The sequence below is a fragment of the Arthrobacter sp. Y-9 genome (genome assembly GCF_029690065.1).
Classification (GTDB): domain Bacteria; phylum Actinomycetota; class Actinomycetes; order Actinomycetales; family Micrococcaceae; genus Arthrobacter_E.
This window is the reverse complement of the sequence record NZ_CP121463.1, coordinates 3,024,394-3,049,154: the sequence shown is the minus strand read 5'-3', so window position 1 is coordinate 3,049,154 and position 24,761 is coordinate 3,024,394. Positions and strand designations below refer to the sequence as shown.

Below are 24,761 nucleotides of genomic sequence, written 5' to 3'. Positions count from 1 at the left end.
ACCCGCCCGCCCAGGGCCGGTGCGCCTACCATGGCAAGGTGACTGAACCGACCTCCTGGCAGGACTCGCCCGAAGCCCGCGTGGACGCGCCGCGCGCCGACGACCTCCCACTGCTCCAGGCCCTGGCCTCGGATCTGACGGACCTCGACTACACCGCCGACGGCGTCGCCGACCTGCTCGGAGCGCCCGCGTACGAGGCGCTCTCGCGGGACCAGCTCGTCCCGGCCCGCATCGCCCTCGAACCGCACGCCGGACGCGGGCTCGCCGCCGTCGTCGGGCTGTGGCTGCTGGCCGCGCCGCAGACAGCGGAGGCGCTGGCGGCGGCCTTCCCCCGGCTGGGCATCGACGGCCTGCTGGCGCTCGGCCTCGTGGAGCGGATCGACGACGGCGCCCTCCGGGCCGCCGTCGACCTGCGGCCTTACGCGTGGACCGGTCAGGACGGGGCGGAGTCGCTGCTCTGGGTCGCCAGCGATCTGGGCGCCCACCAGAGACCCGGGGTGCTCCGCCACGACCATGTGCTCGGCATCGGTCAGGCCTCCACCACGCTCGTCCAGGTGACCATGCGCCGCCCGGTCGCCACCGCGCTGGATCTCGGAACGGGCTGCGGCATTCAGACGTTCCACCTGCTCCAGCACGCGCGGCACGTGGTGGCCACGGACATCTCCCCGCGGGCGCTCGCGTTCACCCGTTTCAATCTGCTCCTCAACGCCAGAGCCCTCGGAATCGACCCTGAGAATCCGGAGGACCGCGTCAGCCTGCGCTGCGGCTCGCTCCTGGAACCGGTCGTCGGGGAGCGTTTCGACCTGGTGGTCTCCAACCCGCCGTTCGTCATCACCCCGCGTCACGACGGCGAGTCCACCGACGACCAGTTCACCTACCGCGACGGCGGGCTGCCGGGCGACGCGATCGTCTCCACGCTCTTCCGCGACCTGCCGGGTGTCCTCGCTCCTGGCGGGGCCGCCCAGATGCTCGGGAACTGGGAGATCGCGGAAGGCGCCGCGTGGGACGAACGGGTGCGGTCGTGGCTGCCGGACGGCGCGGGCGCGTGGGTCATCCAGCGCGAGCAGCTCAGCCCCGAGCTCTACGCCGAGACCTGGCTTCAGGACGCCTCGGAAGGCCGCGACCCTGAGCTGTACGCCCGGAGCTACCGCGACTATCTCAACGATTTCGCGGGCCGCGGCGTGGGCGCGATCGGTTTCGGCATGGTGCTGCTGACCGGCCCGGGGGAGGGCCCCGAACTCGAGCGCTTCGAGGAGATCACCTATCCCGTGGAGCAGCCGCTCGGGCCTCACCTGCTCGCCGCCCTGGAGCGCCGGGCCTGGCTCGAGGAGCATGAAGTGGGCGACGCGGCTCTCGTCGTGGCCGAGGACGTGACGGAGGAACGTCATCAGCGCCCGGGTGCGGAGCATCCGGGCGTGATCCTGCTCCGGCAGGGCGCCGGCCTGCGGCGCACCAACCTGCTCAGCAGCGAGCTCGCGGGCTTCGTCTCGGCCTGCGACGGCGACTTCACGGCCGCTCAGCTGGCCGCCGCCGTCGTGAGTCTGACCCCTTCCGCCGAGGGCGGCGGACCGATCGATGACGCGTCCCGCATTGTCGCATTGCTGGAAGACGTGCACAATTTGGTGATCGATGGCTTTCTTGTTCCCGTAGGCCTGGTGTCCCAGCCCTGACTGAGTGCTGGACCTCAGGGGCAGTTTCGTCAAAGATTTCCTTCATATCTGCCCCCCAATCGATAGAATGGTTTTGTGAGCACCCAGGCTTCAGAAACTGCGCAGGAGCCCCGCCGCCAGGTGGAGATCTCCGACCCTAAGGCCATCCGTGCGCTTGCGCATGCCGCTCGCCTGGCTGCCATCAGTGACCTCTATTCGAGCCAGGTGAGCCGCACGGCCACCGAGCTCGCGGCCGTCACCGGACTCACCCCCAGCGCGATGAGTTACCACCTCCGCGCGCTCCAGAAATGGGGCATGGTCGAACCCGCCGAAAGCGACGGCGACGCGCGTGAGCGCCGCTGGAAGGCTGCGGGCACCGATTTCATGATCAAATCGGTCAGCGGTTCGGGGCACCCCGAGCTCGCGATCCTGGATCTCGAGCTGGATGCGCAGCGACGCCGTATCCTCGCTCACAATCAGGAACGGGACGAGCTGACCCTGCGGGGAGCCGAGGACCAGCGCTTCCCCTCGATGTCGATGTCCACCGAGGTGCTCTACCTGGACCCGCCCAAAGCACGCGAGCTGATCGACCGGATGAACCAGTTGATCAGGGAATACGCCGTGCAGGACCGTAGCGAGGCCTCCGAGGACACCCGCCGGGTGTCCGCGCTCTGGTCGATCGTCCCGGACAGCGCTCCCTGAGCCGCTGTCCACTCCCGGCCGCAGGCCGGATGTCCACAGGGCAGGCTCCATGTCGGAACTGCCCGGCAAAGTGTGGTGAACTAGGCAGATATGGGCGTCAGGCCCGCCAGAGAAGAATTCCGTAGGAGCACCGTGCCCACCAAGGCCAAGACCGGCAAGAAACTCGTGATCGTGGAGTCTCCCGCCAAGAGCAAGACCATCGCCAAGTACCTGGGCGAGGGTTTCGTGGTGGAGGCTTCCATCGGTCACATCCGTGACCTGCCGCAGCCCTCCGAGCTCCCCGCCGAGCTGAAGAAGACCTCGGTGGGCAAGTTCGCGGTGGACGTGGATCACGACTTCAAGCCGTACTACGTGGTCTCCAGCAATAAGAAGAAGGTGGTGGCGGAACTCAAGGCGCAGCTCAAGGACGCCGACGAGCTCTACCTCGCCACTGATGGGGATCGCGAAGGTGAAGCCATCGCGTGGCACCTGCTCGAGGTGCTCAAGCCCAAGGTCCCCGTGTACCGGATGACCTTCGGTGAGATCACCAAGGAAGCCATCCAGCGGGCCATGACCAGCCTGCGGGACATCGACACGGATCTGGTGGACGCCCAGGAGACGCGCCGCGTCCTGGACCGCCTCTACGGCTACGAGATCTCCCCTGTGCTCTGGCGCAAGGTCGCCAGCGGGCTGTCCGCGGGCCGCGTGCAGTCCGTGGTCACCCGCCTCGTGGTGGACCGCGAACGGGAGCGCATGGCGTTCACGTCCGCCTCGTACTGGGACCTCACCGGTGTCTTCAGCGCCGCGGGCGAGTCCTTCAAGGCCAAGCTGAGCGGCGTCGACGGCAAGCGTCTCGCCACGGGCAAGGACTTCACCGACGCAGGCCAGCTCAAGGGCAAGGCCGTGGCCCTGCTGGACGAAGCCGCCGCCACGAGCCTGGCGGAGAACCTGGGTTCCGCGGACTTCAGCGTCCGCTCCATGGAGACCAAGCCGTACACCCGCCGTCCGGCCGCGCCGTTCACCACGTCGACCCTCCAGCAGGAGGCGGGCCGCAAGCTCCGCTTCTCCTCGAAGATCACCATGCAGGTGGCGCAGCGTCTCTACGAGAACGGCTACATCACCTATATGCGTACCGACTCATCGGCGCTTTCGGATGAGGCCGTCAACGCGGCCCGCAAGCAGGCGAGCGAGCTGTACGGCGCCGAGTACGTCCCGTCCAGCCGGCGCGTGTACGCCAACAAGAGCGCCAACGCGCAGGAGGCCCACGAGGCCATCCGCCCCGCCGGTGACGCCTTCCGCACCCCGGCGCAGGTCAAGTCCCAGCTCTCCGCTGACGAGTTCCGCCTGTACGAATTGATCTGGAAGCGCACCGTCGCCTCGCAGATGGCGGACGCCAAGGGCTCGACGGCGACCATCAAGCTGGGCGCCGTGTCCTCCGACGGCCGGGACGCCGAGTTCACGGCCTCCGGCACCGTCATCACCTTCCCCGGCTTCCTGGCCGCCTATGAGGAGGGCAAGGACGAAAGCCGCGAGGACGACTCGGACGAGTCCCGCCGTCTGCCGAACGTCGGCGAAGGCGACACCCTGCAGGGCAGTGACATCACCGCCGTCGGGCACCAGACCTCCCCGCCCCCGCGCTACACGGAAGCTTCGCTGACCGCTGAGATGGAGAAGGAAGGCATCGGCCGTCCCTCCACGTACGCGGCCACCATCTCCACCATCCAGGACCGCGGCTACGTCCGGAAGCAGGGCTCCGCCCTGGTGCCCAGCTGGATCGCGTTCTCCGTCATCAAGCTGCTCGAACAGCACTTCTCCGACTACGTGGACTACGAGTTCACGGCTGACATGGAGACGGACCTGGACCGCATCGCCCGCGGTGAGGAGCCCGGCGCCAGCTGGCTCAAGCACTTCTACTTCGGGGACGGCGGCAAGGAAGCCGGCCTGAAGTCCGTGGTCAACAACCTCGGTGAGATCGACGCCCGTGACATCAACTCGATCCCCGTCACCGACGGCATCGTGCTCCGGGTGGGCAAGTTCGGCCCGTACCTGGAGAGCACCGTTCCCACGGTCGACGCCAAGACCGGCGAGGTCGTGGAGGCGCTGCGAGCCAACGTCCCCGAGGACCTGGCGCCGGACGAGCTGACCCCGGAGAAGGCCCGCGAGCTGCTGGAGAACTCCGCCCCGGAGGAGCGCGTCCTCGGTGTGGACCCGCACACGGGGCACACCGTGGTGGCCAAGAACGGCCGCTACGGCGCCTTCGTCACGGAGATCATCCCCGAGCCGACGGCCGAGGAAATCGCCGCGCAGCCGGTCGAGTACTACAAGAACGGCAAGCCCAAGCCCCCGAAGAAGCCGGTCAAGGTCAAGCCGCGTTCCGGGTCGCTGTTCAAGTCCATGTCCGTGGACACCGTCACGCTGGAGGAGGCTCTGGCCCTGCTCAGCCTGCCCCGCGTGCTGGGACAGGATGAGGAAGGCACTCCCATCACGGTGCAGAACGGCCGCTTCGGTCCGTACCTGAAGAAGGGCGCGGACTCCCGGTCGATCGGTTCCGAGGAGGAGATCTTCACCATCACCCTGGAACAGGCGCTGGAGATCTACTCGCAGCCCAAGCAGCGTGGTGCCCGTGCGGCCGTTCCGCCGCTCGCCGAGTTCGGACCGGACCCGGTGTCGGAGAAGAACATCGTGGTGAAGGAAGGCCGCTTCGGGCCGTACATCACCGACGGGATCACCAACATCACCGTCCCGCGCTCCACGAGCGTCGAGGAGCTGACCCGGGAACGCGCCGTTGAACTTCTGGCGGAGAAGCGGGCCAAGGGGCCGGTGAAGCGGACCACCCGTAGCACCACGTCACGGAGCACGGCCAAGAAGCCGGCCGCGAAGAAGAAGGCCTGACACAGGACATAATGAGCACATGCGTCTAGGCGTCCTGGATATCGGTTCCAACACCGTCCACCTCTTGCTGGTGGATGCCCATCCGGGTGCCCAGCCGGTGCCGTTCGCATCCCACAAGAGGCCGCTGTCCCTCGTCCAGTACCTGGAGCCGGACGGCAGCATCAACGAGGCCGGACAGAAGGAACTCGTCGAGTTCGTCCTGGAGGCCTGGGAGTTCGCCGCCCGGCACAAGGCGGAGGACCTCCTGGCTTTCTGCACCTCGGCGATCCGGGAAGCCACCAACGGTCCCCAGGTTCTCGCCCGCGTGAAGCACGAGACCACCGTGACCTTACGCGAGCTGTCCGGCAGCGAAGAGGCGGAGATGACCTTCTTCGCCGTCCGTCGCTGGTTCGGCTGGGCTGCGGGCACCGTCCTGGACCTGGACATCGGCGGAGGCTCCTTCGAAATGGCCCTGGGCCGGGACGAGCTCCCGGAGATCGCCACGAGTGTGCCGCTCGGCGCGAGCCGCCTGACACGCGACTGGCTGGCCGAGGATCCGCCGACGGCCAAGAGCATCAAGGAACTCCGGAAGTACATCCGGTCCACGCTCAAGCCCGTGGTGAAGGACTTCGCGCGGATCGGCACCCCGCACGTGGTGACCGGGACGTCCAAGACCTTCCGGTCGCTGGCACGGATCGCCGGCGCCGCGCCCAGCGCCGCCGGTCCGTATGTGCGGCGTGAGCTCCTCCGGGAGGACCTCGGTCTGTGGGCACAGCGGATCTCGGCGATGAGCGCCGAAGACCGGCTGCATCTGCCGGGGGTCTCGCAGGCCCGGGCGCCCCAGTTGCTGGCCGGTGCTCTCGTAGCCGAGGCGGCGCTGGAACTGTTCGACCAGCCGCGGATCGTGATCTGCCCCTGGGCTCTGCGTGAAGGGCTCATCCTGCGGCGTCTCGACCAGCTGGTCTTCGACGGGCCGCTGGACCCACCGGCCCACGTCAAGGACGATGGAGAACTCTGAGATGGCCGAATCCGGCAGGTCTCCCCTCACGGTCGCGCTGTCCAGCGCCTCCGTGTACCCGCTGAGCGTCCATGACGCCTTCGCCGTGGCCCAGGATCTGGGCTACGACGGGGTCGAGGTCATGGTCACCAACAACCCCATCAGCCAGGATCCCCGGGCCCTCCGTCAGCTGAGCGATCGGTACGGCCAGGAGATCGTGTCCATCCATGCGCCGACGCTGCTGCTGACCCAGCAGGTGTGGGGCAAGGCGTGGAACAAGATCGAGCAGTCGTGCCTCATGGCGCGTGAAGTGGGCTGCGACGTCGTGGTCGTCCACCCGCCGTTCCGCTGGCAGAACGGGTACGCGGAGGAGTTCTTCGACGGCGTGCTCGAGGCGCAGGAGCGTCACGGCGTGAAGATCGCCGTGGAGAACATGTACCCCTGGCGCGTCCGTGGCCGGGAGATCCTGATGTACCTGCCGCACTGGAACCCCCTCGGATTCGGGTACCAGCACGTGACCTGGGACTTCTCGCACTCCGCGACGGCGGGCATGGACAGCCTGGATGCCATGCGGGAGCTCGGCTCCGCCCTGCGCCACGTGCACCTCACGGATGGCACCGGAGCGGGCAGCAAGGACGAGCACCTCATGCCGGGGGAGGGCAATCAGCGCTGCGCCGAAGCCCTCCAGTACCTGGCCGCCTCCGATTTCGACGGCGTCGTGGTGGCGGAGATCAGCACCCGCAAGGCCAAGGTCGCGGGGGAGCGGGAAGAGATGCTCGCACAGACCCTCGCCTTCGCGCGCCGTCACCTGGCCCGCTAGCCACTCCCTGAGATCTCCTTTCGCCGAAACAGTGGGTTTCCGCTGAAACAGTGTGTTCTGCACGCGGTTTCGGCGGAAACACACTGTTTCGAGCAGCCCTGCCGTCCCGCACGGTTCGCGTCATTGCGGAGGAAGGCTTGACGTAGATACCCCCCAGGGGTATTTTTGAAGCGTTGTCAGTGAAGTGGTATGTCCAGGCGGTCGTCTCTCCGCCGCCGTCACAGCCGTTCAACCCCAGCACCCACGACCTTTCTCACGTCAAGGAATGGAACTGACATGTGCGACTCCGAGCTCCGGAACAACCTGACCCTCACCCCCGTGCAGGACTCCTCCTGCACCTGCTGCGCCCCGGCGGCGCCCAGCTCCTCGACCGACGCGCTGGAAGCGGCGCCCGAGCAGTCCCGTCAGGAGGCGCAGACGCTCGACGTCGGCGTCGACGGCCTGAGCTGCGGCAGCTGTGTCCGGAAGGTGGAGACGGCGCTCTCCGCCGTGGAGGGCGTCGAATCCAGCAGCATCGAGCTGGTCCCGGGCGGAACCTCGCGGCTCCGCGTCTCGGGAACGGCCGGCCTCTCCGCCGTGCGGGACGCCGTCGCGTCCACCGGCTACCACCTGAGCGAACGCTGAGCCGGCGCCTGGCGACGGGCACGGTCCCGTCGGCAGGCGCGGCAGATCTCCCGGGAGGGGACATGAAGCAGCAACAGCACGACCATCACCATCCTCAGAATCCTGACATCCCTGGTGCCGAGGCCCCCGGCGGGCCTGGCGGCCCCGGCGGGCATGGCGGCCACGACGGGCATGGCGGCCACGACGGGCCTGGCCAGACCACCGGCCACGAACCAGGCTCCCACGAACCAGGCCACGCGCCCGGCTCGCTGAAGACGGCGGCCGCCACGACAGAACACCACCACACCCACCACCACGCAGCCGACGACGACCACCAGGTGCATCAGCACGGGGAACACGCCGGGCACAGCACCGCCATGTTCCGCAGCCGGTTCTGGCTCACGCTCGTGCTCTCCGTCCCCGTGGTCTTCTTCAGCCCGATGGTGGGCCATCTCCTGGGGTTCCGCGCCCCGGAGTTCCCCGGTTCATCCTGGATCACGCCCGTCCTCGGCACCGTGATCTTCCTGTACGGCGGCGCCCCGTTCCTGAGGGGCGGCGCCCAGGAACTGCGGGACCGCCGCCCCGGCATGATGCTCCTGATCAGCATGGCCATCACCGTGGCCTTCCTGGCGTCCTGGGCCACCACCCTGGGCCTGGGCGGCTTCGACCTGGACTTCTGGTGGGAGCTGGCCCTGCTCGTCACCATCATGCTGCTCGGGCACTGGATCGAGATGCGGGCCCTCGGCTCGGCCCGGGGAGCGCTCGACGCCCTCGCCGCGCTCCTGCCTGACGAAGCGGAACGTCTCACCGAGGATGGGACCGAGACGGTGCCGACCTCCGCGCTGCGAGCGGGTGACCTGCTCCTGGTGCGGTCCGGCTCGCGGATGCCGGCGGACGGCGTCATCACGGACGGGCGGGCCGAGTTCGACGAGTCGATGATCACCGGCGAGTCGAGAGCCGTCCCCAGGTCTCCGGGCGACCAGGTGGTCGCCGGCACCGTCGCCACGGACAACAGCGTGCGGGTCAGGGTGACCGCGGTGGGCGGCGACACCGCTCTGGCGGGCATCGAACGCCTCGTCGCCGAAGCGCAGGCGTCCTCGTCCCGGACACAGGCCCTCGCAGACCGCGCGGCCGCCTTCCTGTTCTACTTCGCCACCGGCGCGGGGCTCCTGACCTTCCTGGTCTGGGCTCTCCTCGGCGACATTCCCGAGGCCGTGACCCGGACCGTGACGGTCCTCGTGATCGCCTGCCCGCATGCCCTGGGCCTGGCCATCCCGCTCGTGATCGCGATCTCGACGGAACGGGCGGCGCGGGCCGGGATCCTCCTCAAGAACCGGATCGCCCTGGAGAAGATGCGGACCGTCGACGTCGTGCTCTTCGACAAGACCGGAACCCTCACACAGGGTGAACCGGCCGTCCGCGAGACCGCCGCGGTCGACGGGGATGCCGCCCGGATGCTCGCCGTCGCGGCCGCCGTCGAGGCCGACAGCGAACACCCGGTGGCCCGCGCGATCGTCCGCGCGGCCCGGGAGCGTGGCCTGACGGTTCCCCCGGCCCGTGACTTCGCCGCGTTGACCGGGCGAGGGGCTCGCGCCGTCGTCGACGGCGTGGAGTACCAGGTGGGCGGCCCCGCCCTGCTGGCTGAACTGGGCGTCGCCGAGCCCGACGGGCTGAGGGTCGCCACGGAAGCCTGGTCGTCGCGGGGCGCGGCCGTGCTGCACGTGCTCCGGGACCGGACCGTGCTGGGCGCCCTGAGCCTGGAGGACGGCATCCGGCCCGAGTCCCGGCAGGCGGTGTCCGCTTTGCAGGCGCGGGGGATCACGGTCGCCATGATCACGGGCGACGCGCGTCAGGTCGCCGAGGCGGTCGCCTCGGAGCTCGGCATCGACGAGGTCTTCGCCGAAGTGCTGCCCGCCGACAAGGACGGCAAGGTCGCAGAGCTCCAGGCCCGGGGCCTGCGCGTCGCGATGGTGGGCGACGGCGTCAACGACTCCCCGGCGCTGGCCAGGGCGGACGTGGGGATCGCGATCGGCGCCGGCACGGACGTGGCCGTCGAATCGGCCGGGGTGGTGCTGGCGGGGAACGACCCGCGGGCCGTCCTCTCCCTGGTCGAGCTCTCCCGCGCGAGTTACCGGAAGATGTGGCAGAACCTGGTCTGGGCCACGGGCTACAACGTCCTCTCGGTGCCGCTCGCGGCGGGCGTCCTGGCCTTCGCCGGCGTCGTGCTGTCTCCGGCGGCCGGTGCCGTGCTCATGTCCCTGTCCACCATCGTGGTGGCCCTCAACGCACAGCTGCTGCGCCGCCTCCGGCTCGACCCGGCGTCGCTCGCATGACCGTGCTGAAGCGGCTGCTGTTCGTCCTGGGTGTGGTGGCGGGGCTCCTGGGCATGCATCCGCTCGCGGGGCTTCCGACGGCAGTGGCTCACTCGCACGCGGCCGCTCACCCCGCCCACGACGACGGCGCCGTCCCGCACGTCGGCGACAGTTCGCCGTCGGAGGCTTCCGCGCCGTGTGACGGCCCGGCGCCCTGTCACACCATGGCGGGCGCGGGGTCGGGCTGCGTCCCCTTGCCTGGCGGTCCGGCTCCGGGGCTCGTGGCCCCGGCTGAACTGCGGGCCGGATTCGGAGTGGTATTCCGTGCGGAGCCGGCCCCGCCGTCCGTCCATGACGTCCAGGCGCCGTCCCTGGTGGAACTCTGCATCAGCAGGACGTGAGGTCCCGGTGGCATCGCAGACCGACCCCTGAATCCACTGGAAGGACCCATTTCATGAAGAAGACACTGATCACCACGGCTGCCGCCCTCAGCGCCGCGCTCCTGCTCTCGGCCTGCTCGACGGGCTCCGGAGGCTCGGGCGGCGACATGGCCGGGATGCCCGGGCACAGCATGCCCGCGTCCAGCGCCCCGGCTCCGTCGACCGGCAATCCCGCCGGTGATGGCCACAATGCCGCGGACACGATGTTCGCGGCCATGATGATCCCGCACCATCGTCAGGCGCTCGAGATGAGCGGGATCGTGCTGGAGAAGAAGGGGTTACCCGTGGGGGTGACGGCTCTGGCCCGCAGGATCCAGCAGGCGCAGGGTCCGGAGATCGCCACGCTCACCTCCTGGCTCAGCGGCTGGGGTGAGAATCCCGCCGATCACCGAGGCCACTCGATGGAGGGGATGATGAGCGCCGAGGACCTGGAGCAGCTGAAGTCCGCCCAGGGGACGGAGGCCGCACGGCTCTTCCTGACGCAGATGATCAAGCATCACGAGGGAGCGCTCACCATGGCCCGCACGGAGAGCCGTGACGGCAAGGATACGAAGGCCGTGGACCTGAGCCGCAAGATCGTGGCCGATCAGACCGCGGAGATCGCCGAGATGAAGAAGCTGCTGGCCGGACTCTGACGGGCAGGGGGCCCGACGGCGGGCCGGTGGTGAGAGGTGCCGGCTCGCCGGGGGTCTGTGTCTGAGGACCCCCGTTAACGAGCTAGCCCTTTAACGAGCGAACGCCGGGTAGCTTGATCAAGGAACACTTGGGGGGAACGTTCCTTGCACTACCCGGCGTCGTCCAGCCCTTGCGGGGCTGGATCATCACTCGCACCTCCATGAGGCAATAACTACTTTACTCTTCAAGCTCCCCGAAACAACAGTTTTTACCTTGGAACTCCCTGGGAAAAGCGATGTTTTTCACTTAACACGTGTTTGACGTGGGAAAACTTTGTCCAAGACGCCAGGTGACGCGGCGGGCTCGGGCGTGGCGGGCCGCGTAACGCGGCGTTAAAGACCGAAAGCCGGCAGCTGAACGGGGGATCAGGGGGAAAACCCGAACAGCTGCCGACTTCCGTGCGGACGCTTTCGCATCCGCAGATTCACTCGCACCCTTTGAGGTAGTTATTACTCTAGGAAGGCAAGTTGTGAAGAGGCTTCACCGAACCCGTGCATAGCCTGGGAATCAGGAAAACGGCCGGTGACCTGCGTCTCAGGGCGTGGTTAGATCCCTTCGCCCTGTCCGACCGTGGCACGCCACGGTCGGTCCCGGAGTGCTGACACTCGATGTGGCCAGGCCCAGTGATCCGGGCCCCTTGTTCCAGCCCAGTGCTCAAACCCGGGGCTCACACCCAGTGCCCAAACCCACCGTGCTCAGGCACCCGCGCTCCACCCTTCGCCCCCTCGCTGTCACAAGCCTCGTGGCCCTCGGGCGCTCCATGCCAAGATGGGGACATGAGCAGAATCGCCTTCCTCGGTTGTGGATCCATGAACGAAGCCATCCTGTCCGGCATGATCGCCGCCGGCTCTGAGCCCAGCGACATCGTCGCGACGGTGCGCCGCGCCGAACGGGCCGCGGAGCTCGCCGAGCGCCACGGGGTGGTGGCCATCGCGGGCTCCGAGGACCCGGAGGCGAACCGTGAAGCCGTGCGGGACGCCGCCGTCGTGATCCTGGGGGTCAAGCCGGTGGGGATCGCCGCGCTCGCCCGGGAGATCGCCCCGGTCCTCGCGCCGGAGACGGTCGTGGTGAGCGTGGCCGCGGCCGTGTCCATCGCGCAGCTGGAGGCGGCTCTGCCCGCCGGTCAGCCCGTCATCCGCACCATGCCCAACACGCCCGCGCGTCTGGGCAAGGGCGTCATCTCGGTGTCGGGGGGCACCAGCACCAGTGCCGACCAGCTCGCCACGGTGCGGGCGCTCTTCGAAACGGTGGGGACCGTCGTCGAGATCCCGGAGGAGCAGGTGGACGCCCTGTCCGCCGTCAGCGGTTCCGGACCCGCTTACGCCTTCTACCTGGCCGAGGCCATGGCCGCCGCCGGCGTCGAACTGGGGCTGGATCCCGAGCTGTCCGCCCTCCTCGCTCGCGAAACGGTCGCTGGAGCGGGCCTGATGCTGGGTGAAGAGGGCGCCGACGCCGCGGCGCTGCGCAAGGCCGTCACGAGCCCCAACGGCACGACGGAACGCGCCATCGCCACCTTCGATGAGAAGGGCATCCCCGCGATCATCGCCGCAGGCGCGCGTGCCGCCGCGGCCCGTGCCGCGGAGATCACGGCGAGCCTGGACTGACGGCGCCGCACCCACCCGCGAGGTCACAGTTGAGGCCCGGAAAACCACGTTTTCCGGGCCTCAACTGTGACCTCGCGGGCCGACGTGTGGACCGCGGACTGGACCGCGGCGCGTAAGCCTCAGGGGCGTGCCGCGAAGCGCTCCAGGAGGTCGACGTGGCCTGAGACGATCAGCATGTCGTGGCTGGAGACCTTGGTGTCCGGCCGCGCGTAGGTGAAGTCCTCGCCGGGGGACTTCACGCCGACCACGGTCACGCCGTACTTGGAACGGACCTTGGACTCCTCCAGCGTGAAGCCGACGGTCTCCTTGGGCGGGTACATCTTGACGATGGCGAAGTCGTCGTCGAACTCGATGAAGTCGAGCAGACGGCCGGAGACCAGGTGCGCCGCGCGGACGCCTGCGTCGGCCTCCGGATAGATCACATGGTTCGCGCCGATGCGCGTGAGGATCTTACCGTGCGACGGTGTGATGGCCTTGACCCACAGGTGCTCGATGCCGAGATCCACGAGGTTCACGGTGATGAGCACGCTCGACTCGATGGACGTGCCCACGCCCACCACGGCGGAGGAGAACTCCTGTGCGCCCAGCTGCCGCAGGGCGTCCATGTTCGTGGCGTCGGCTTCGACCACGTGGGTCAGGACCGGGGCCCACTTCTGGACCAGGGTGCGGTCGCGCTCGATCGCGAGGACCTCGCGGCCCTGTTTGACCAGCTGTTCGGCCGTCGCGGCGCCGAAACGGCCCAGCCCGATCACGAGGACCGGCGCGTTGGGGGAGGGGCGGTTCGTGGCGCCCTGGTTCTTAGCCAATGATCGGCCTCTCTTCCGGGAAGTGGTACAGCTGGCTCCGCTGCCGGATCGCCAACGCCGCGGCCAGGGTGACCGTGCCGACGCGTCCGGCGAACATCAGAGCACTCAAAACATATACGCCCGACGGCGGCAGTTCAGCACTGAGGTTGGTGCTCAGCCCCACGGTGGCGAAGGCTGAGATGGTTTCGAAGAGCACGCGGTCCAGGCTCGCGCCGCTGATGGCGAGCAGGGAGAACGCGGCGACCGAGACGAAGGTCGCGCCCATGACGATCACCGAGATCGCCACGCGCATGGTGCCCTGGGGGATGGTGCGGCCGTAGACCTTCACGTCCGCGTCGCCGCGGGCCTCGGCGCGGATCGCCAGGAACATCACGGCGATCGTGGTGACCTTGATGCCACCGGCCGTCGACGCCGAGCCGCCGCCGGCGAACATCAGCGCATCGGTCAGGAGCATCGTGGTGGAATCCAGGTGGTTCTGATCCACCAGGTTGAACCCGCCTGAACGGGTCATCACCGAGGCGAAGACGGAGTGGATGATCTTGTCCCCGACCCCCATGCTGCCGATGGTGCGAGGGTTGTCCCACTCCATGAGCGCCCAGAGCAGGCTGCCGACCACCAGGAGGATGAGGGACACCTGGATGGTGAGTTTCGTGTGGAGGTTCCACTTGCGCCAGTTCAGGCCGTTCTGCTGAAGCACCATCACCACGGGGAAGCCCAGCGAACCCAGGAACACGCCCAGCATGAGGGGGATCAGGATCCACAGATCCGTCTCATACGGCACGATCCCATCCGAATGCGGGGTGAATCCGGCGTTGTTGAACGCGGAGATCGAGTAGAACACCCCGTGCCAGATGCCGGTCCAGAAGCTCTCGCCGAGCGTCCAGAAGCGCGGGATGAGGGCGAGGGCCAGGGCGCCTTCGATCACCATGGACGTCATGATGACCACCCGGAGCAGGGTGCCGACCTCCCCGAGCCTGCCGGCGTTGTTCATAGCCTCCTGGGCGATGAGTTTACCGCGCACGCCGAGCTTCTTGCTGACCATGAGGGCCAGGAGCGAGGCGAGGGTCAGCGTTCCGAGGCCGCCGACGAAGATGCCGATCATGATCACGAACTGTCCGAAGAACGTCCAGTGCGTGGCGGTCGAGACCACCGTCAGGCCGGTGACACAGACCGCCGAGACCGCGGTGAACAGGGCCTGGTGCAGCGGGGTGACCTGTCCATTGCTGGACGCCATCGGCAGCGAGAGCAGAAAGGTGAAGAGCAGGATGACCGAGCTGAAGGCCACGAGGGCCAGACGGGCGGGCGAAGAGTTGGCCAGCCGGTCGATGAAGTCGCGCACCGCCGTGAAGGCGCCGAACCTGCCGGGCTCCTGAGGGGGCTGCCAGCCGGTGAGGGGTTCGGCGAACGGGGCGTCCATGCCCTGGCTGTCGCGCAGCGTCCGGCCGGCCGGAGTGGCCGCCGCGACGCCGCGGCGGGCCTTCCCTGCGGCGCGTCCGCCCGACGTCGGAGCCGCCTCGGCCCGGGAGGGCCGTGGGGGCTGGTGATGGGGCCCGGAGGTGGGCATGAGCAGTCCTTCTGTTGAGGCTCTGGGCCGGGGCCCGCGTTGTCCTTGCAGTAGTTAACCACCATTCGGCCCCATTGCACGGCTGACGTGTAGCCTGTCCTTGATGTCTCAGTCCCATGAAGCAGCACCGGCGCCGTCTTCTCCTGTCCACTCCCCGGCAGTGCCACGGAGTGCGGTGAATCATGACATGCCGCTGACCACCGTGGTCTGGGACCCCGCGATGACGGCCTATGACTTCGGCCCCACCCACCCCATGGCGCCCGCGCGGCTCGAGCTGACCGCCCAGCTGGCCCAGGACCTCGGGGTGCTGTACCGGCCCCAGGTGACGGTGCTGGCCCCGGAGATCGCCACGGACGCCGAGCTGGAGCGGGTCCATGATCCCGCGTATGTGGAGGCGGTCCGTCAGGTCTCGAAGGATCCTGCCAGCCCGCTGCCCCTGCTGGGTCTGGGGACCGAGGACGACCCCGCCTTCGAGGGCATGCATGAGGCGGCCGCCCGCCTGGCAGGTGCCTCGTTGCTTGCCGCGGACCGCATACTTTCCGGGGAGGCCGTTCGCGCGGTGAATTTCGGCGGGGGCATGCATCATGCTGCCCGGGACCGCGCCAGCGGGTTCTCCATCTACAACGACGCGGCCCTCGCGATCACGCGCCTCCTCGACGGGGGAGTGCGGCGGGTGGCGTACATCGACGTCGACGCCCATCACGGAGACGGCACTCAGAGCATCTTCTGGAACGACCCGCGGGTCCTGACGGTCTCCCTCCACGAGTCCGGCCAGACCCTCTTCCCCGGCACCGGATTCCCCGGGGAGACCGGCGGTCCGGAGGCGATGGGCAGCGCCGTGAACATCGCCCTGCCGGCCGGAACGGACGACGCCGGCTGGTTGCGTGCGTTCCATTCGGTGGTTCCGGCGGTGGTGCGGGAATTCGCGCCGGAGGTGATCGTGAGCCAGCACGGAGCGGACTCACACCGGGACGATCCCCTCAGCAATCTCCGCGTCACGGTGGACGGACAGCGCGAGGCCATGAACTCCGTCGCGTCCCTCGCGCAGCGCCATTGCGGGGACCGCTGGATCGCGACGGGTGGTGGAGGGTACGAGGTGTGCTCCGTGGTGCCGCGGTCCTGGACCCACCTGGTGGCCATCGCCAGCGGCCGTTCCCTGCCGGTGAGCAGTCCGGTCCCGGAACGCTGGATCGAGCGCGTCGAACGTGACTACGGGGTGAAGGCCCCGCGCTTCATGGGTGACGGGGAGGACATCTGGTGGCGGTCCTGGGAGACCGGCTATGACCCGTCCAACGCCGTGGACCGGGCGATCATGGCCACCCGCAAAGAGGTCTTCCCCCTGTTCGGGCTCGACCCCTGGTTCGACTGAAGGCCTTGCCGTGCACGTCACAGCTCCGGTTTCCCCGACGCCCACAGGTCTTTGCCGCAGGACTCATGACGGCACAAGGATGCCTTCGGCGATATATGTCGCTAGGGTAAGGGGCATGGTGGTTGACGACATCTTCGCGGTCATTGCCGAGCCGACGCGGCGGGAGATCCTGTCCGCGCTCCGTTCCGGCGACAAAGCCGTCGGTGAGCTCGTGGAGGATCTCCAGGCGAGCCAGCCCACGGTCTCCAAGCATCTCCGTGTTCTGCGGGAAGCGGGTCTCGTGACCATGCGCGCCCAGGGCCAGAAGCGCTATTACTCCCTCGAACGGGAACCTCTGCGAGCGGTGCAGGAGTGGCTCGGCGGCCTGACGCCGGTGACGTCACCGGCTCGGCCGGCCCGGCAGCAGACCGCAGGCGCCCCCGGAAGCCGCGTGGCGCCGTCGTCGGCTCCTGCGCTGCAGCCCGCTGCAGCGGCGTTCGTCCAGCCGGAAGCGGAGCAGGCGGAGCATGCCGGTCTGGAAGGGGGCGCAGTCGCCAACACGGGCCAGCAGCTCGGCCGTGCGGCGAGCCGCGCCGCCACCCGCGCGGCAGAGGTGTTCGCGAACCTTCCCAAGCTGGGCCGCAAGAAGTAGCCCCACCCCCTGATCGACTGCTCCGTAGGATGCGGTTTCCGACGGAAATCCGGGAGAAACGGCATCCTACGGAGCAGTTGATGGAGGCAGGGCAGTCGATCGGTTGAGACGACGGGGGGGGGTCAGACCAAGGCGGCCTGGAGTCCCAGGAACACCGTGTCGCCAACGGCCAGCCCCAGGGAGCGGGCCTCGCCTCGGGTCACCACCACGTTTACCGGGGAACCGTCGGGAGTGGCGAGCAGCTGCACTTCGAGGCGCACCTCGAACCCCACCCGGGTGCTCCGGACGATCCGACCGGCCGTGGCACCGGGTGTCTCCGAGGTGAAGATCTCCAGGTCGTGCGGCCGGACCAGCCGGCCGTGGAACTCCGTCACGGGGCCCAGGAACCCGAGGACGAAGTCGTTGGCGGGCTCGTCGTAGAGCTCGTCCGGCGTGCCGACCTGCTCCACCCGGCCGTGGTTGATGACCACGATGTTGTCGGCCACTTCGAGGGCCTCCTCCTGGTCATGGGTGACGAAGAGGGTCGTCACGTGGACCTCGTCGTGCAGGCGCCGCAGCCAGTCCCGGAGCTCCTTGCGGACCTTGGCATCGAGCGCGCCGAACGGTTCGTCCAGCAGCAGCACGCTGGGTTCGATGGCCAGCGCGCGGGCCAGTGCCATGCGCTGCCGCTGCCCACCCGAGAGCTGCGCCGGGAGCCGGTTCGCGAACTGGGTCAGGTGCACCAGTTCCAGGAGCGAGTCCACCTTCTCCTTGATGCGCGCCTTGGGAAGCTTGCGGATCTCCAGCCCGAACGCGATGTTCTTCGCCACCGTCATGTGCTTGAACGCCGCGTAGTGCTGGAACACGAAACCCACATTGCGCTTCTGCGCCGGCAGATGCGTGGCCTCCTGACCGCTGATGGTGATGCTCCCCGAGTCGGCGTTCTCCAGCCCGGCGATGATCCGCAGCAGGGTGGACTTGCCGCCGCCGGACGGACCGAGGAGAGCGGTCAGCTGACCGGTGGGGATGTCCAGGTTGATGTCCTGCAGGGCCACGAAGTCCCCGAAGTTCTTGTTGACCTGAGAAACCGTGATGCTCATGAGCGGTGCTCCTTGGAGGGGCGGAGGATGGTCACGACCACCAGTGCGGTGACGGCGATCAGGACCAGAAGGAACGCGGCGGCATAGGCCGTCGCCTCGTCGAAGTTGCCGTAGCGGTTGGCCACCAGGAGGGTGGCGGTCTCGCCGTTGAAGGACGCCCCCTGGCTCACGATCTTCACGGCGCCGAACTCGCCGAGCGCGCGGGCCAGCGACAGCACGACGCCGTACACGAGCGCCCACTTGATGGCCGGCAGCGTGATGCGCAGGAACGTCTGCACCGCCCCGGCGCCCAGGCTGCGGGCCGCGAGCTCCTGTTCGGTGCCGATCTCCTGAAGGACCGGGACGATCTCCCGGATCACCAGGGGCAGGGAGACGAAGGTGGTGGCCAGGACGATGCCCGGGGTGGAGAAGATGATCTGCCAGTTCAGCGATTCCAGGAGCGGGCCGAACCAGCCCTGATTGCTGCTGTACGCGAGGACCAGAGCCAGTCCTACCACCACGGGGGAGACCGACATGGGCAGGTCCACCAGGGCGGAGAGCAGCCGGCGGCCGGGGAACGAGTAGCGGACCAGGAGCAGGGAGATCCCGAGACCGAACACCGCGTTGAGCCCCACGGCCCAGAGGGCGGCGGTCAGCGTCAGATTGAAGGCATAGCCGAACGCCGGGTCGGAGAGGCGGGTCAGGAACGCGTCGAACCCGCCGACGTCGTTCACCGGTGCGAAAGTCCGCAGCACCACGAGCGAGACCGGCCAGACGACCAGGAAGAACAGGTAGACGATCACGAGCACGCGCAGCAGGATGCGGACGGCGCTCCCGCCGCTGCGGCGCGGACCGCGGTTCCGGGACGCCCGACGGCGGGCGGGGCCGCTGGGCGCGGAGGTCCGCGGGGCGTCGGACGCGAGCCCGGCCTGGTCGGCGGTCGCATCAACGGCCGCGCCCGCGGAGACGCCTACGGAGACGCCGGTAGACAGGGAGGTCTCAGCCACGACGCGCCACCTTCCGTTGCAGGATGTCGAGCGCGACCAGGACGGCCAGGGAGACCACCAGCAGGACGAGCGCCACGGAGGCGGCGGCGGCCCGGTTGTCGCTCTCGATGAACTTGAGGATCTTCAGGGACGCCACCTCGGTCTCGAATGGCGTGTTGCCGGAGATCAGGACGAGGGCCCCGAACTCGCTGATGGCCCGGGCGAACGCCAGGGAGGCGCCGGCGGTGATCGCGGGGATCAGCGCGGGCAGCAGTACGCGCCGGAAGGTGGTGAAGCGCCCGGCCCCGAGGGACGCGGCCGCCTCTTCGACGTCCTGGTCGAGTTCCAGGAGCACCGGCTGGACGGTCCGGACCACGAAGGGGAGGGTGACGAACAGCAGCGCCAGGAAGATGCCCTGCTGCGTGTTGACCACGTTGATGCCGAGCGGGCTCTCCGGCCCGTACAGGCTCAGCAGAACCAGACCGGCCACGATGGTCGGCAGCGCGAACGGGATGTCGATGATGACCTCGAGGATCGCCTTGCCCGGGAAGCGGTCGCGGACCAGGACCCAGGCGATCGTCGTTCCCACCACGACGTTCACGAGCGCCGCGCCCAGGGCCTGCAGCACGGTCAGCCGCAGTGCCGCGAAGGTCTGCGGGTCCGTGATGGTGCCGATGAACTGCTGCCAGCCCCCCGCCGTCGAGCTCAGGACGATCGCGGCGAGCGGGATCAGCACCAGGATGCTGAACCAGAGCAGCGCGAGTCCGAGGCCCGCGGCGGCGGGGCGGGTCAGCGTGTCAGGCCTCATTTCTTGACGGCCGCCGCACGCAGCTGGTCGATGAGGGCGCCGTCCGCGAAGAACTTCTTGTCCACGGTGGTCCAGCCGCCGAAGTCCTTCTCCACCGTGAGCAGGTGCTCAGGGGTCGGGAACGGGTTGGCGGGGTCGTTGGCGCCCTTGACCTCGGTCTTCACGCCGTCGATCACGGGGCGGAAACCGGTCTTGGCGAACTCGGTCTGGCCGTCCTTGCTGAGCACGAAGTTCAGCCAGTCCTTGGCCTTGGGGTCGGCCTTCTTCAGGATGGCGCCCGGGTTCTCGATCAGCACGGTGTCATTCGGCACGATGTAGTCGTAGTCCTTGCCCTTCTGCCGGGCGAGGATCGCCTCGTTCTCGTAGGAGATGAGGACGTTGCCGACCTTCTTGTCGAAGGCTTCCGTGGCCTCGCGGCCGCTGCCGGCCCACTGGGTCACGTTCGCGAAGATCTTCTTCAGGAAGTCGGAGGCCTGGGCCTCGGTCTTGCCGGAGGCGACCGCGTGGCCGTAAGCGCCCAGGATGTTCCAGCGGGCGGAGCCGGAGGACTTGGGGTCCGGGGTGATGATCTTGACGTCGGGACGGGTCAGGTCCTCCCAGCCCTTGATGCCCTGGGGGTTGCCCTTCGGCACCACGAGGACGACCACGGAGTCCGAGACGATGCCCTTGGTGGCGTTCTTGTTCCAGTCCTCGTCCACGAGACCGGCCTTGACGAGGCGGGTGACGTCGCTCTGCAGGGAGAAGTGGACGTAATCCGCCTTGGCGCCGGCGGCGACCTTGCGGCTCTGGTCGCCGGAGGCGCCGTAGGAACCGCTGAAGGTGACGCCCTTGCCGGCGTCGGTCTGCTGGAACTTGGCGGCGATGGCCTTGTTGGCCGTTTCCGGCACGGCGAAGCCGACGATCGAAAGCTGGGTGCCACTCGCTCCGGAGGCCCCACCGCTGCAGGCGGTCATGCCGAGGACTGCTGCGAGAGCGGTGGCGGTGACGGCCAGACGGGATTTCCAGGTCTTCATGAGGTCTTCCTTCAGTGAGCCGGAGCTGCCGGTGACAGCGGGACCGGGCGGAGAAGCGGGGTGGTCGCCGGGCGCCGATGCGCCGCGGTTGCTGGCAAATGTACCGACGCACGACGACGGCGTCGCGTGCGGTTGTCATATAGGTCTCCGTGTGTAGTTGCGTGACCTGGAGGGCGGCCGGGCCCGCCATAATCCGGCCGCGGGCTTGCGCGCGCCGGGCGGAGGTCCTACAGTTTGGGACCATGACGAAGCGTTGGTATGCGTATTTTGCTGTGGCTCTGGAGGGCCAACGGCGTCGCTAGTCGCGCATACACATCGACCTTCAGAGCACACAGGGCAGGGATGCAATCCCTGCCCTTCGCCATTCCGGCGGGCTCTGCGGGTCAGGGTCCGTCCAGAACCGAGGACCCAGATCATGAAACCAGCAGCCATCGTGAACCCGGCGGCGCCGTCCGCCGTGGACCTCCCGCTCACCCCGGGAGCCGCCTCTCCCGCCGCGACCGTTCCGGTGACCCGCTACGCGCCGCTGCCCACGCCCCGCGAACTCCGAGCCTCCCGGCCGCTCACGGCGGCGCAGGGGACCGTCGTCGCGCGGGCCCGTGACGAGGTCCGCGCCATCCTCAACGGCGTGGACGACCGGCTTCTCGTCGTGGTGGGTCCATGCTCCGTGCATGACACCGAAGCGGGTCTGGAGTACGCCCGTCGTCTCGCGGCGGAGGCCGAACGGCACCGGGAGGACCTCCTGGTGGTGATGCGCTGCTACTTCGAGAAGCCCCGCACCACCGTCGGCTGGAAGGGCCTGATCAACGATCCCGGGCTGGACGGCGGCCACGACATGGCGACGGGTCTCGACCGTGCCCGCGGATTCCTGGCGGACGTGACGGATCTGGGGCTGCCCGTGGCCACCGAGTTCCTCGAGCCGTTCAGCGCCCCGTACCTCGAGGACCTCGTGAGCTGGGGCGCGGTCGGCGCACGGACCACGGAGAGCCAGGTGCACCGGCAGATGGCCGCGGCACTGGACCTGCCGGTCGGATTCAAGAACGCGACCGACGGGACCGTGGGGCACGCGATCGACGCGTGCCAGGCCGCCTCGGGGGAGCAGTCGTTCCTCGGGACGGACCTGGACGGGCGGACCAGCGTGGTGCACGCGGCCGGGAACCGCGACGGGCACGTCATCCTGCGCGGCGGGGTCTCCGGGCCGAACCACGACGCCGGATCCGTCGCGGAGGTCTCCAGGGCCTTGCAGGCGAGGGGCGGCAACCCCCGGGTGGTGGTGGACGCGAGCCATGCCAACAGCGGCAAGGATCACGTCCGGCAGGCCGGGGTCGCCGTCGAGCTCGCCGAGCAGCTCGAGAGCGCCTCGACGGCCGACGCGATCGCCGGGGTGATGCTGGAGAGCTTCCTGGTGCCCGGTGCCCAGAAGTTCGACCCTCAGACGGGTGCCGCGACGCGCGAGGCCCTCGTGTACGGGCAGAGCATCACGGACGCCTGCATGGGCTGGGAAGTGACCTCTGACGTGCTGAAACGTCTCGCCGTCGCGAGCCGGAACCGGCGGGCGGGACAGTAGTCATCCGACGCATCCGTGGCGTCTTTCACTTTAGGCTCAATTGCCACTAGAGTTACTAGCACTCAGGATGGGACAACCTCAGTACCGACACGCCGCACTACCTCGCGGCGTGAACCAAGGCTGAATTGCAGGAGGGGGAGGCCGGACGTGGCCCACTTTGCGAACACCGACTTCCTCACGGTGGCTGAAGTTGCAGACCAGATGCGTGTGTCCAAGATGACCGTTTATCGCCTGATCCACTCGGGCGAGCTTCCGGCTGTGCGCTTCGGGCGTTCCTACCGTGTGCCGGAAGTGGCTGTCGAGGAGTACGTCCGCGCAGCGGTCACGGGGAATCGCTCCGAAACCGCGTGAACCTGGGTTCCTCCGGACCGGTCCTCAGGGACCCGGTCAAGGGCAGGCTGCCGGAAGCGGTACCCTGTTAAGGAACGTTTTACGTCATCGTAAGAAAGTGTGGCTTGCCAGGCCCCGGATTCTCGGGTGCGGGGTGGCCGCGTATTACCGTAAGGAACTTCTGTGGGTTCAGTTATCAAGAAGCGTCGCAAGCGCATGGCCAAGAAGAAGCACCGCAAGCTGCTTCGCAAGACTCGCCACCAGCGCCGCAATAAGAAGTAGAGATACTTCGCACGCGTACAGGCCCGGAACCATCAGGTTCCGGGCCTGGTGCTTTTAACGCGCGACGACGGCGGGTCGCCTGGGTGGCCGCGAGGTAATCCCCCGCGGCTTAGACACGATCCTCCGCTCGTTCCTCGCTGCGGCTCGCGATGCGCCGCTTCCGGGATTGCCTCACGGCGCTTCCGATGTCACCTCAGTCGTCGCGCCCGTGAGTGTGAGGGCCCGGGACACTGATGTTCCGGGCTGACGTGTGCTCCTTGGAGAGGCCCGAGGCTGGGGGTGTTCTTGAGGTTGCACTTTCTCGGGGCTGGGAGGCGTGGAACCCCGAGAAACCGCAATCTCGACCAAGTGTGCCCCCCCAGAATCCGAGCACCTCGGGCGTCCTCCCCACCGAAACCACGTCGCGGGCGGAGCGGTACGGGGGCCGGCGTCGCGGGTTTTCGGAAGCGGCGCATCGCGAGCCGCAGCGAGGAACGAGCGAAGGCTCGTGTCTAAGCCGCGTGAAAACCGGCGACGCCGGCACAGAGGAAGAACTACCTCCGCCCGCGGGCGTGGTTGAGACCCCTCCAGAGCCCGTACACCGCCCCGCCCACGGTGGCCGCCTTCAGGCCCAGGGTGGCGGCGCGGCGGCCGGAGCGGAAGTCGTAGACCGGCCAGTTCTGGGCCTTGGCGTGACGGCGCAGACCGGCGTCGGGGTTGATCGCGACCGGGTGGCCCACCATGCTCAGCAGGGGGATGTCGTTGTGGGAGTCGCTGTAGGCCCAGCACTCCGCCAGGTCCAGGCCCTCGGCGTCGGCCAGGGCGCGGGCCGCGTCGGCTTTGGCGTCCCCATGCAGGATGTCGCCGACCAGGCGGCCGGTGTACACGCCGTCGACCACTTCGACCCGCGTGCCCAGGGCGCCGGTCAGGCCGAGTCGTGACGCGATGGGTTCGGCGAGTTCGATCGGGGTGGCCGTGATGAGCCAGACCCTGCGGCCGACGCGCAGGTGCTGCTCGGCGAGGGCGCGGGTGCCGGGCCAGATCCGGCTGGAGATGCTCTCCTCGAAGACCTCGTCACCGAGGGTCGCGACATCCTCGGCGCGGATCCCGGCGGCGATCTTCATGCCGCGGTCACGGATCTCGTGGACGTCGGAGAGCTTCTCGCCCCGGACGATGAATTTGAGCTGCTGCCAGCCGAACGAGGCGGCGTCGCGCAGGGTGAAGACCTTCCGCTCGTACATCTTGCGGGCGGCGTGGAAGATGCTGGCGCCGCGGATCAGCGTGTTGTCCACGTCGAAGAAGGCGGCTTCATGGCGGTGCAGATCGGCCACGGGAACGCTGGAGGATGATTCAGTTCGCGTGGAGGCCATGAAGACGAGTCTATCCAACGGCGCTGATGTGCCGTGGGTGCCCCGATACCGCTACCGTGGGAGGATGCGGGTCCCTGAACTTCTCCTCATCACCAAGAAGGACTGTCATCTGTGCGCCGCGGCCCGTGAGACCGTGTCCGAGGTGGCCGGCCGCCTGGGAGTCCCCTGGCGGGAATCCCTGATCGACGACGACGCCGGCCTGCGGGAGCGGTTCGCCGACGAGGTGCCCGTGGTGATGATCGACGGCGTGCAGCGCGACTTCTGGACGATCGACCCCGTCCGCCTGGAGCGGAAGCTGCGCGCTGCGCAGCAGGGCTGACCGAGGCCGCCCATGAAGAAGACTGAC

24 protein-coding genes are annotated in these 24,761 nt (G+C 68.4%); 16 read left to right on the top strand and 8 right to left on the bottom strand.

The features are described from left to right. Nucleotides 1–38: 38 nt before the first annotated feature. The 6 genes from P9849_RS13820 to P9849_RS13795 all read left to right on the top strand — a co-directional run bounded on the left by P9849_RS13820 (nucleotide 39) and on the right by P9849_RS13795 (nucleotide 7,642). On the top strand, nucleotides 39–1,670 hold the full coding sequence (locus P9849_RS13820; RefSeq protein WP_278267305.1) for a methyltransferase: 1,632 nt from the start codon (nucleotides 39–41) through the stop codon (nucleotides 1,668–1,670). Nucleotides 1,671–1,745: 75 nt separating this feature from the next. Next, the gene (locus P9849_RS13815; RefSeq protein ID WP_278267304.1) at nucleotides 1,746–2,351 is read left to right on the top strand and encodes a winged helix-turn-helix domain-containing protein; all 606 of its coding nucleotides are present in this window, start codon (nucleotides 1,746–1,748) and stop codon (nucleotides 2,349–2,351) included. A gap of 132 nt (nucleotides 2,352–2,483) precedes the next feature. Further along, a complete protein-coding gene (topA, locus tag P9849_RS13810) occupies nucleotides 2,484–5,222 on the top strand; it encodes a type I DNA topoisomerase (protein WP_278267303.1) in 2,739 nt (912 codons plus the stop codon). A gap of 19 nt (nucleotides 5,223–5,241) precedes the next feature. After that, nucleotides 5,242–6,219 carry an exopolyphosphatase gene (locus P9849_RS13805; protein WP_066215891.1) on the top strand — a complete coding sequence of 326 codons (978 nt, stop codon included), beginning with the start codon at nucleotides 5,242–5,244 and terminating at the stop codon, nucleotides 6,217–6,219. Next, nucleotides 6,206–7,018 carry a sugar phosphate isomerase/epimerase gene (locus P9849_RS13800; protein WP_278267302.1) on the top strand — a complete coding sequence of 271 codons (813 nt, stop codon included), beginning with the start codon at nucleotides 6,206–6,208 and terminating at the stop codon, nucleotides 7,016–7,018. The genes P9849_RS13805 and P9849_RS13800 overlap by 14 nt, the downstream gene beginning before the upstream one ends. Nucleotides 7,019–7,294: 276 nt before the next feature. Continuing rightward, the gene (locus tag P9849_RS13795; RefSeq protein WP_278267301.1) at nucleotides 7,295–7,642 is read left to right on the top strand and encodes a heavy metal-associated domain-containing protein; all 348 of its coding nucleotides are present in this window, start codon (nucleotides 7,295–7,297) and stop codon (nucleotides 7,640–7,642) included. Here the strand turns inward: P9849_RS13795 and P9849_RS13790 are convergent. Then, on the bottom strand, nucleotides 7,621–7,989 hold the full coding sequence (locus P9849_RS13790; protein ID WP_278267299.1) for a hypothetical protein: 369 nt from the start codon (nucleotides 7,987–7,989) through the stop codon (nucleotides 7,621–7,623). The genes P9849_RS13795 and P9849_RS13790 overlap by 22 nt on opposite strands. 9 nt (nucleotides 7,990–7,998) lie before the next feature. On the opposite strand from P9849_RS13790, the gene P9849_RS13785 reads away from it, so the two are divergent. The 4 genes from P9849_RS13785 (at nucleotide 7,999) to proC (ending at nucleotide 12,652) form a co-directional block, all read left to right on the top strand. Continuing rightward, nucleotides 7,999–9,954, top strand: a complete 1,956-nt coding sequence (locus tag P9849_RS13785; RefSeq protein ID WP_278267298.1) for a heavy metal translocating P-type ATPase — start codon at nucleotides 7,999–8,001, stop codon at nucleotides 9,952–9,954. Beyond that, on the top strand, nucleotides 9,951–10,334 hold the full coding sequence (locus tag P9849_RS13780) for a DUF6153 family protein (RefSeq protein ID WP_278267297.1): 384 nt from the start codon (nucleotides 9,951–9,953) through the stop codon (nucleotides 10,332–10,334). The genes P9849_RS13785 and P9849_RS13780 overlap by 4 nt, the downstream gene beginning before the upstream one ends. A gap of 53 nt (nucleotides 10,335–10,387) precedes the next feature. Then, complete coding sequence (locus P9849_RS13775; RefSeq protein ID WP_278267296.1) at nucleotides 10,388–11,008, top strand: DUF305 domain-containing protein; 621 nt, start codon at nucleotides 10,388–10,390, stop codon at nucleotides 11,006–11,008. Between the two features lie 816 nt (nucleotides 11,009–11,824). Continuing rightward, nucleotides 11,825–12,652 carry a pyrroline-5-carboxylate reductase gene (gene proC, locus P9849_RS13770; RefSeq protein ID WP_278267295.1) on the top strand — a complete coding sequence of 276 codons (828 nt, stop codon included), beginning with the start codon at nucleotides 11,825–11,827 and terminating at the stop codon, nucleotides 12,650–12,652. 119 nt (nucleotides 12,653–12,771) lie between these two features. On the opposite strand, the gene P9849_RS13765 is transcribed toward proC, so the two are convergent. Both P9849_RS13765 and P9849_RS13760 read right to left on the bottom strand, forming a co-directional pair. Next, nucleotides 12,772–13,458: a TrkA family potassium uptake protein gene (locus tag P9849_RS13765; RefSeq protein WP_066215881.1), complete on the bottom strand. Its 687-nt coding sequence runs from the start codon at nucleotides 13,456–13,458 to the stop codon at nucleotides 12,772–12,774. Beyond that, nucleotides 13,451–15,022: a potassium transporter TrkG gene (locus tag P9849_RS13760; protein WP_278267294.1), complete on the bottom strand. Its 1,572-nt coding sequence runs from the start codon at nucleotides 15,020–15,022 to the stop codon at nucleotides 13,451–13,453. Before P9849_RS13760 ends, P9849_RS13765 begins: the two co-directional genes overlap by 8 nt. A 187-nt stretch (nucleotides 15,023–15,209) precedes the next feature. Between P9849_RS13760 and P9849_RS13755 the strand changes: the two genes are divergently transcribed. Next, nucleotides 15,210–16,391 (top strand): acetoin utilization protein AcuC, encoded by a 1,182-nt coding sequence (locus P9849_RS13755; RefSeq protein WP_278267293.1) that lies wholly within the window; start codon nucleotides 15,210–15,212, stop codon nucleotides 16,389–16,391. A gap of 115 nt (nucleotides 16,392–16,506) precedes the next feature. Continuing rightward, nucleotides 16,507–17,022 carry a metalloregulator ArsR/SmtB family transcription factor gene (locus P9849_RS13750; protein WP_278267292.1) on the top strand — a complete coding sequence of 172 codons (516 nt, stop codon included), beginning with the start codon at nucleotides 16,507–16,509 and terminating at the stop codon, nucleotides 17,020–17,022. A gap of 122 nt (nucleotides 17,023–17,144) precedes the next feature. On the opposite strand, the gene P9849_RS13745 is transcribed toward P9849_RS13750, so the two are convergent. From P9849_RS13745 to P9849_RS13730, 4 genes are read right to left on the bottom strand one after another with little or no spacing between them, the layout of a single operon-like run. Further along, the gene (locus P9849_RS13745) at nucleotides 17,145–18,101 is read right to left on the bottom strand and encodes a sulfate ABC transporter ATP-binding protein (protein ID WP_278267291.1); all 957 of its coding nucleotides are present in this window, start codon (nucleotides 18,099–18,101) and stop codon (nucleotides 17,145–17,147) included. Then, nucleotides 18,098–19,087, bottom strand: a complete 990-nt coding sequence (locus tag P9849_RS13740; RefSeq protein ID WP_278267290.1) for a sulfate ABC transporter permease subunit — start codon at nucleotides 19,085–19,087, stop codon at nucleotides 18,098–18,100. The genes P9849_RS13745 and P9849_RS13740 overlap by 4 nt, the downstream gene beginning before the upstream one ends. After that, entirely contained in the window at nucleotides 19,080–19,874 is a 795-nt protein-coding gene (gene cysT / locus P9849_RS13735; RefSeq protein WP_278267289.1) for a sulfate ABC transporter permease subunit CysT, read from the bottom strand. Before cysT ends, P9849_RS13740 begins: the two co-directional genes overlap by 8 nt. Beyond that, entirely contained in the window at nucleotides 19,871–20,887 is a 1,017-nt protein-coding gene (locus P9849_RS13730; protein ID WP_208186794.1) for a sulfate ABC transporter substrate-binding protein, read from the bottom strand. Before P9849_RS13730 ends, cysT begins: the two co-directional genes overlap by 4 nt. Before the next feature lie 415 nt (nucleotides 20,888–21,302). On the opposite strand from P9849_RS13730, the gene P9849_RS13725 reads away from it, so the two are divergent. The 3 genes from P9849_RS13725 to P9849_RS13715 all read left to right on the top strand — a co-directional run bounded on the left by P9849_RS13725 (nucleotide 21,303) and on the right by P9849_RS13715 (nucleotide 23,066). After that, nucleotides 21,303–22,454 carry a 3-deoxy-7-phosphoheptulonate synthase gene (locus P9849_RS13725; protein WP_278267288.1) on the top strand — a complete coding sequence of 384 codons (1,152 nt, stop codon included), beginning with the start codon at nucleotides 21,303–21,305 and terminating at the stop codon, nucleotides 22,452–22,454. Between the two features lie 201 nt (nucleotides 22,455–22,655). After that, entirely contained in the window at nucleotides 22,656–22,805 is a 150-nt protein-coding gene (locus P9849_RS13720) for a helix-turn-helix domain-containing protein (RefSeq protein ID WP_082724261.1), read from the top strand. A 162-nt stretch (nucleotides 22,806–22,967) separates the two neighbouring features. Beyond that, on the top strand, nucleotides 22,968–23,066 hold the full coding sequence (locus P9849_RS13715; protein ID WP_003792170.1) for an AURKAIP1/COX24 domain-containing protein: 99 nt from the start codon (nucleotides 22,968–22,970) through the stop codon (nucleotides 23,064–23,066). 533 nt (nucleotides 23,067–23,599) lie between these two features. Here the strand turns inward: P9849_RS13715 and P9849_RS13710 are convergent. Next, nucleotides 23,600–24,415 (bottom strand): HAD-IB family hydrolase, encoded by an 816-nt coding sequence (locus tag P9849_RS13710; RefSeq protein ID WP_278267287.1) that lies wholly within the window; start codon nucleotides 24,413–24,415, stop codon nucleotides 23,600–23,602. Between the two features lie 64 nt (nucleotides 24,416–24,479). On the opposite strand from P9849_RS13710, the gene P9849_RS13705 reads away from it, so the two are divergent. Continuing rightward, nucleotides 24,480–24,734, top strand: coding sequence for a glutaredoxin family protein (locus P9849_RS13705; RefSeq protein WP_278267286.1), 255 nt, complete (start codon nucleotides 24,480–24,482; stop codon nucleotides 24,732–24,734). The last annotated feature ends 27 nt before the right edge of the window (nucleotides 24,735–24,761 follow it).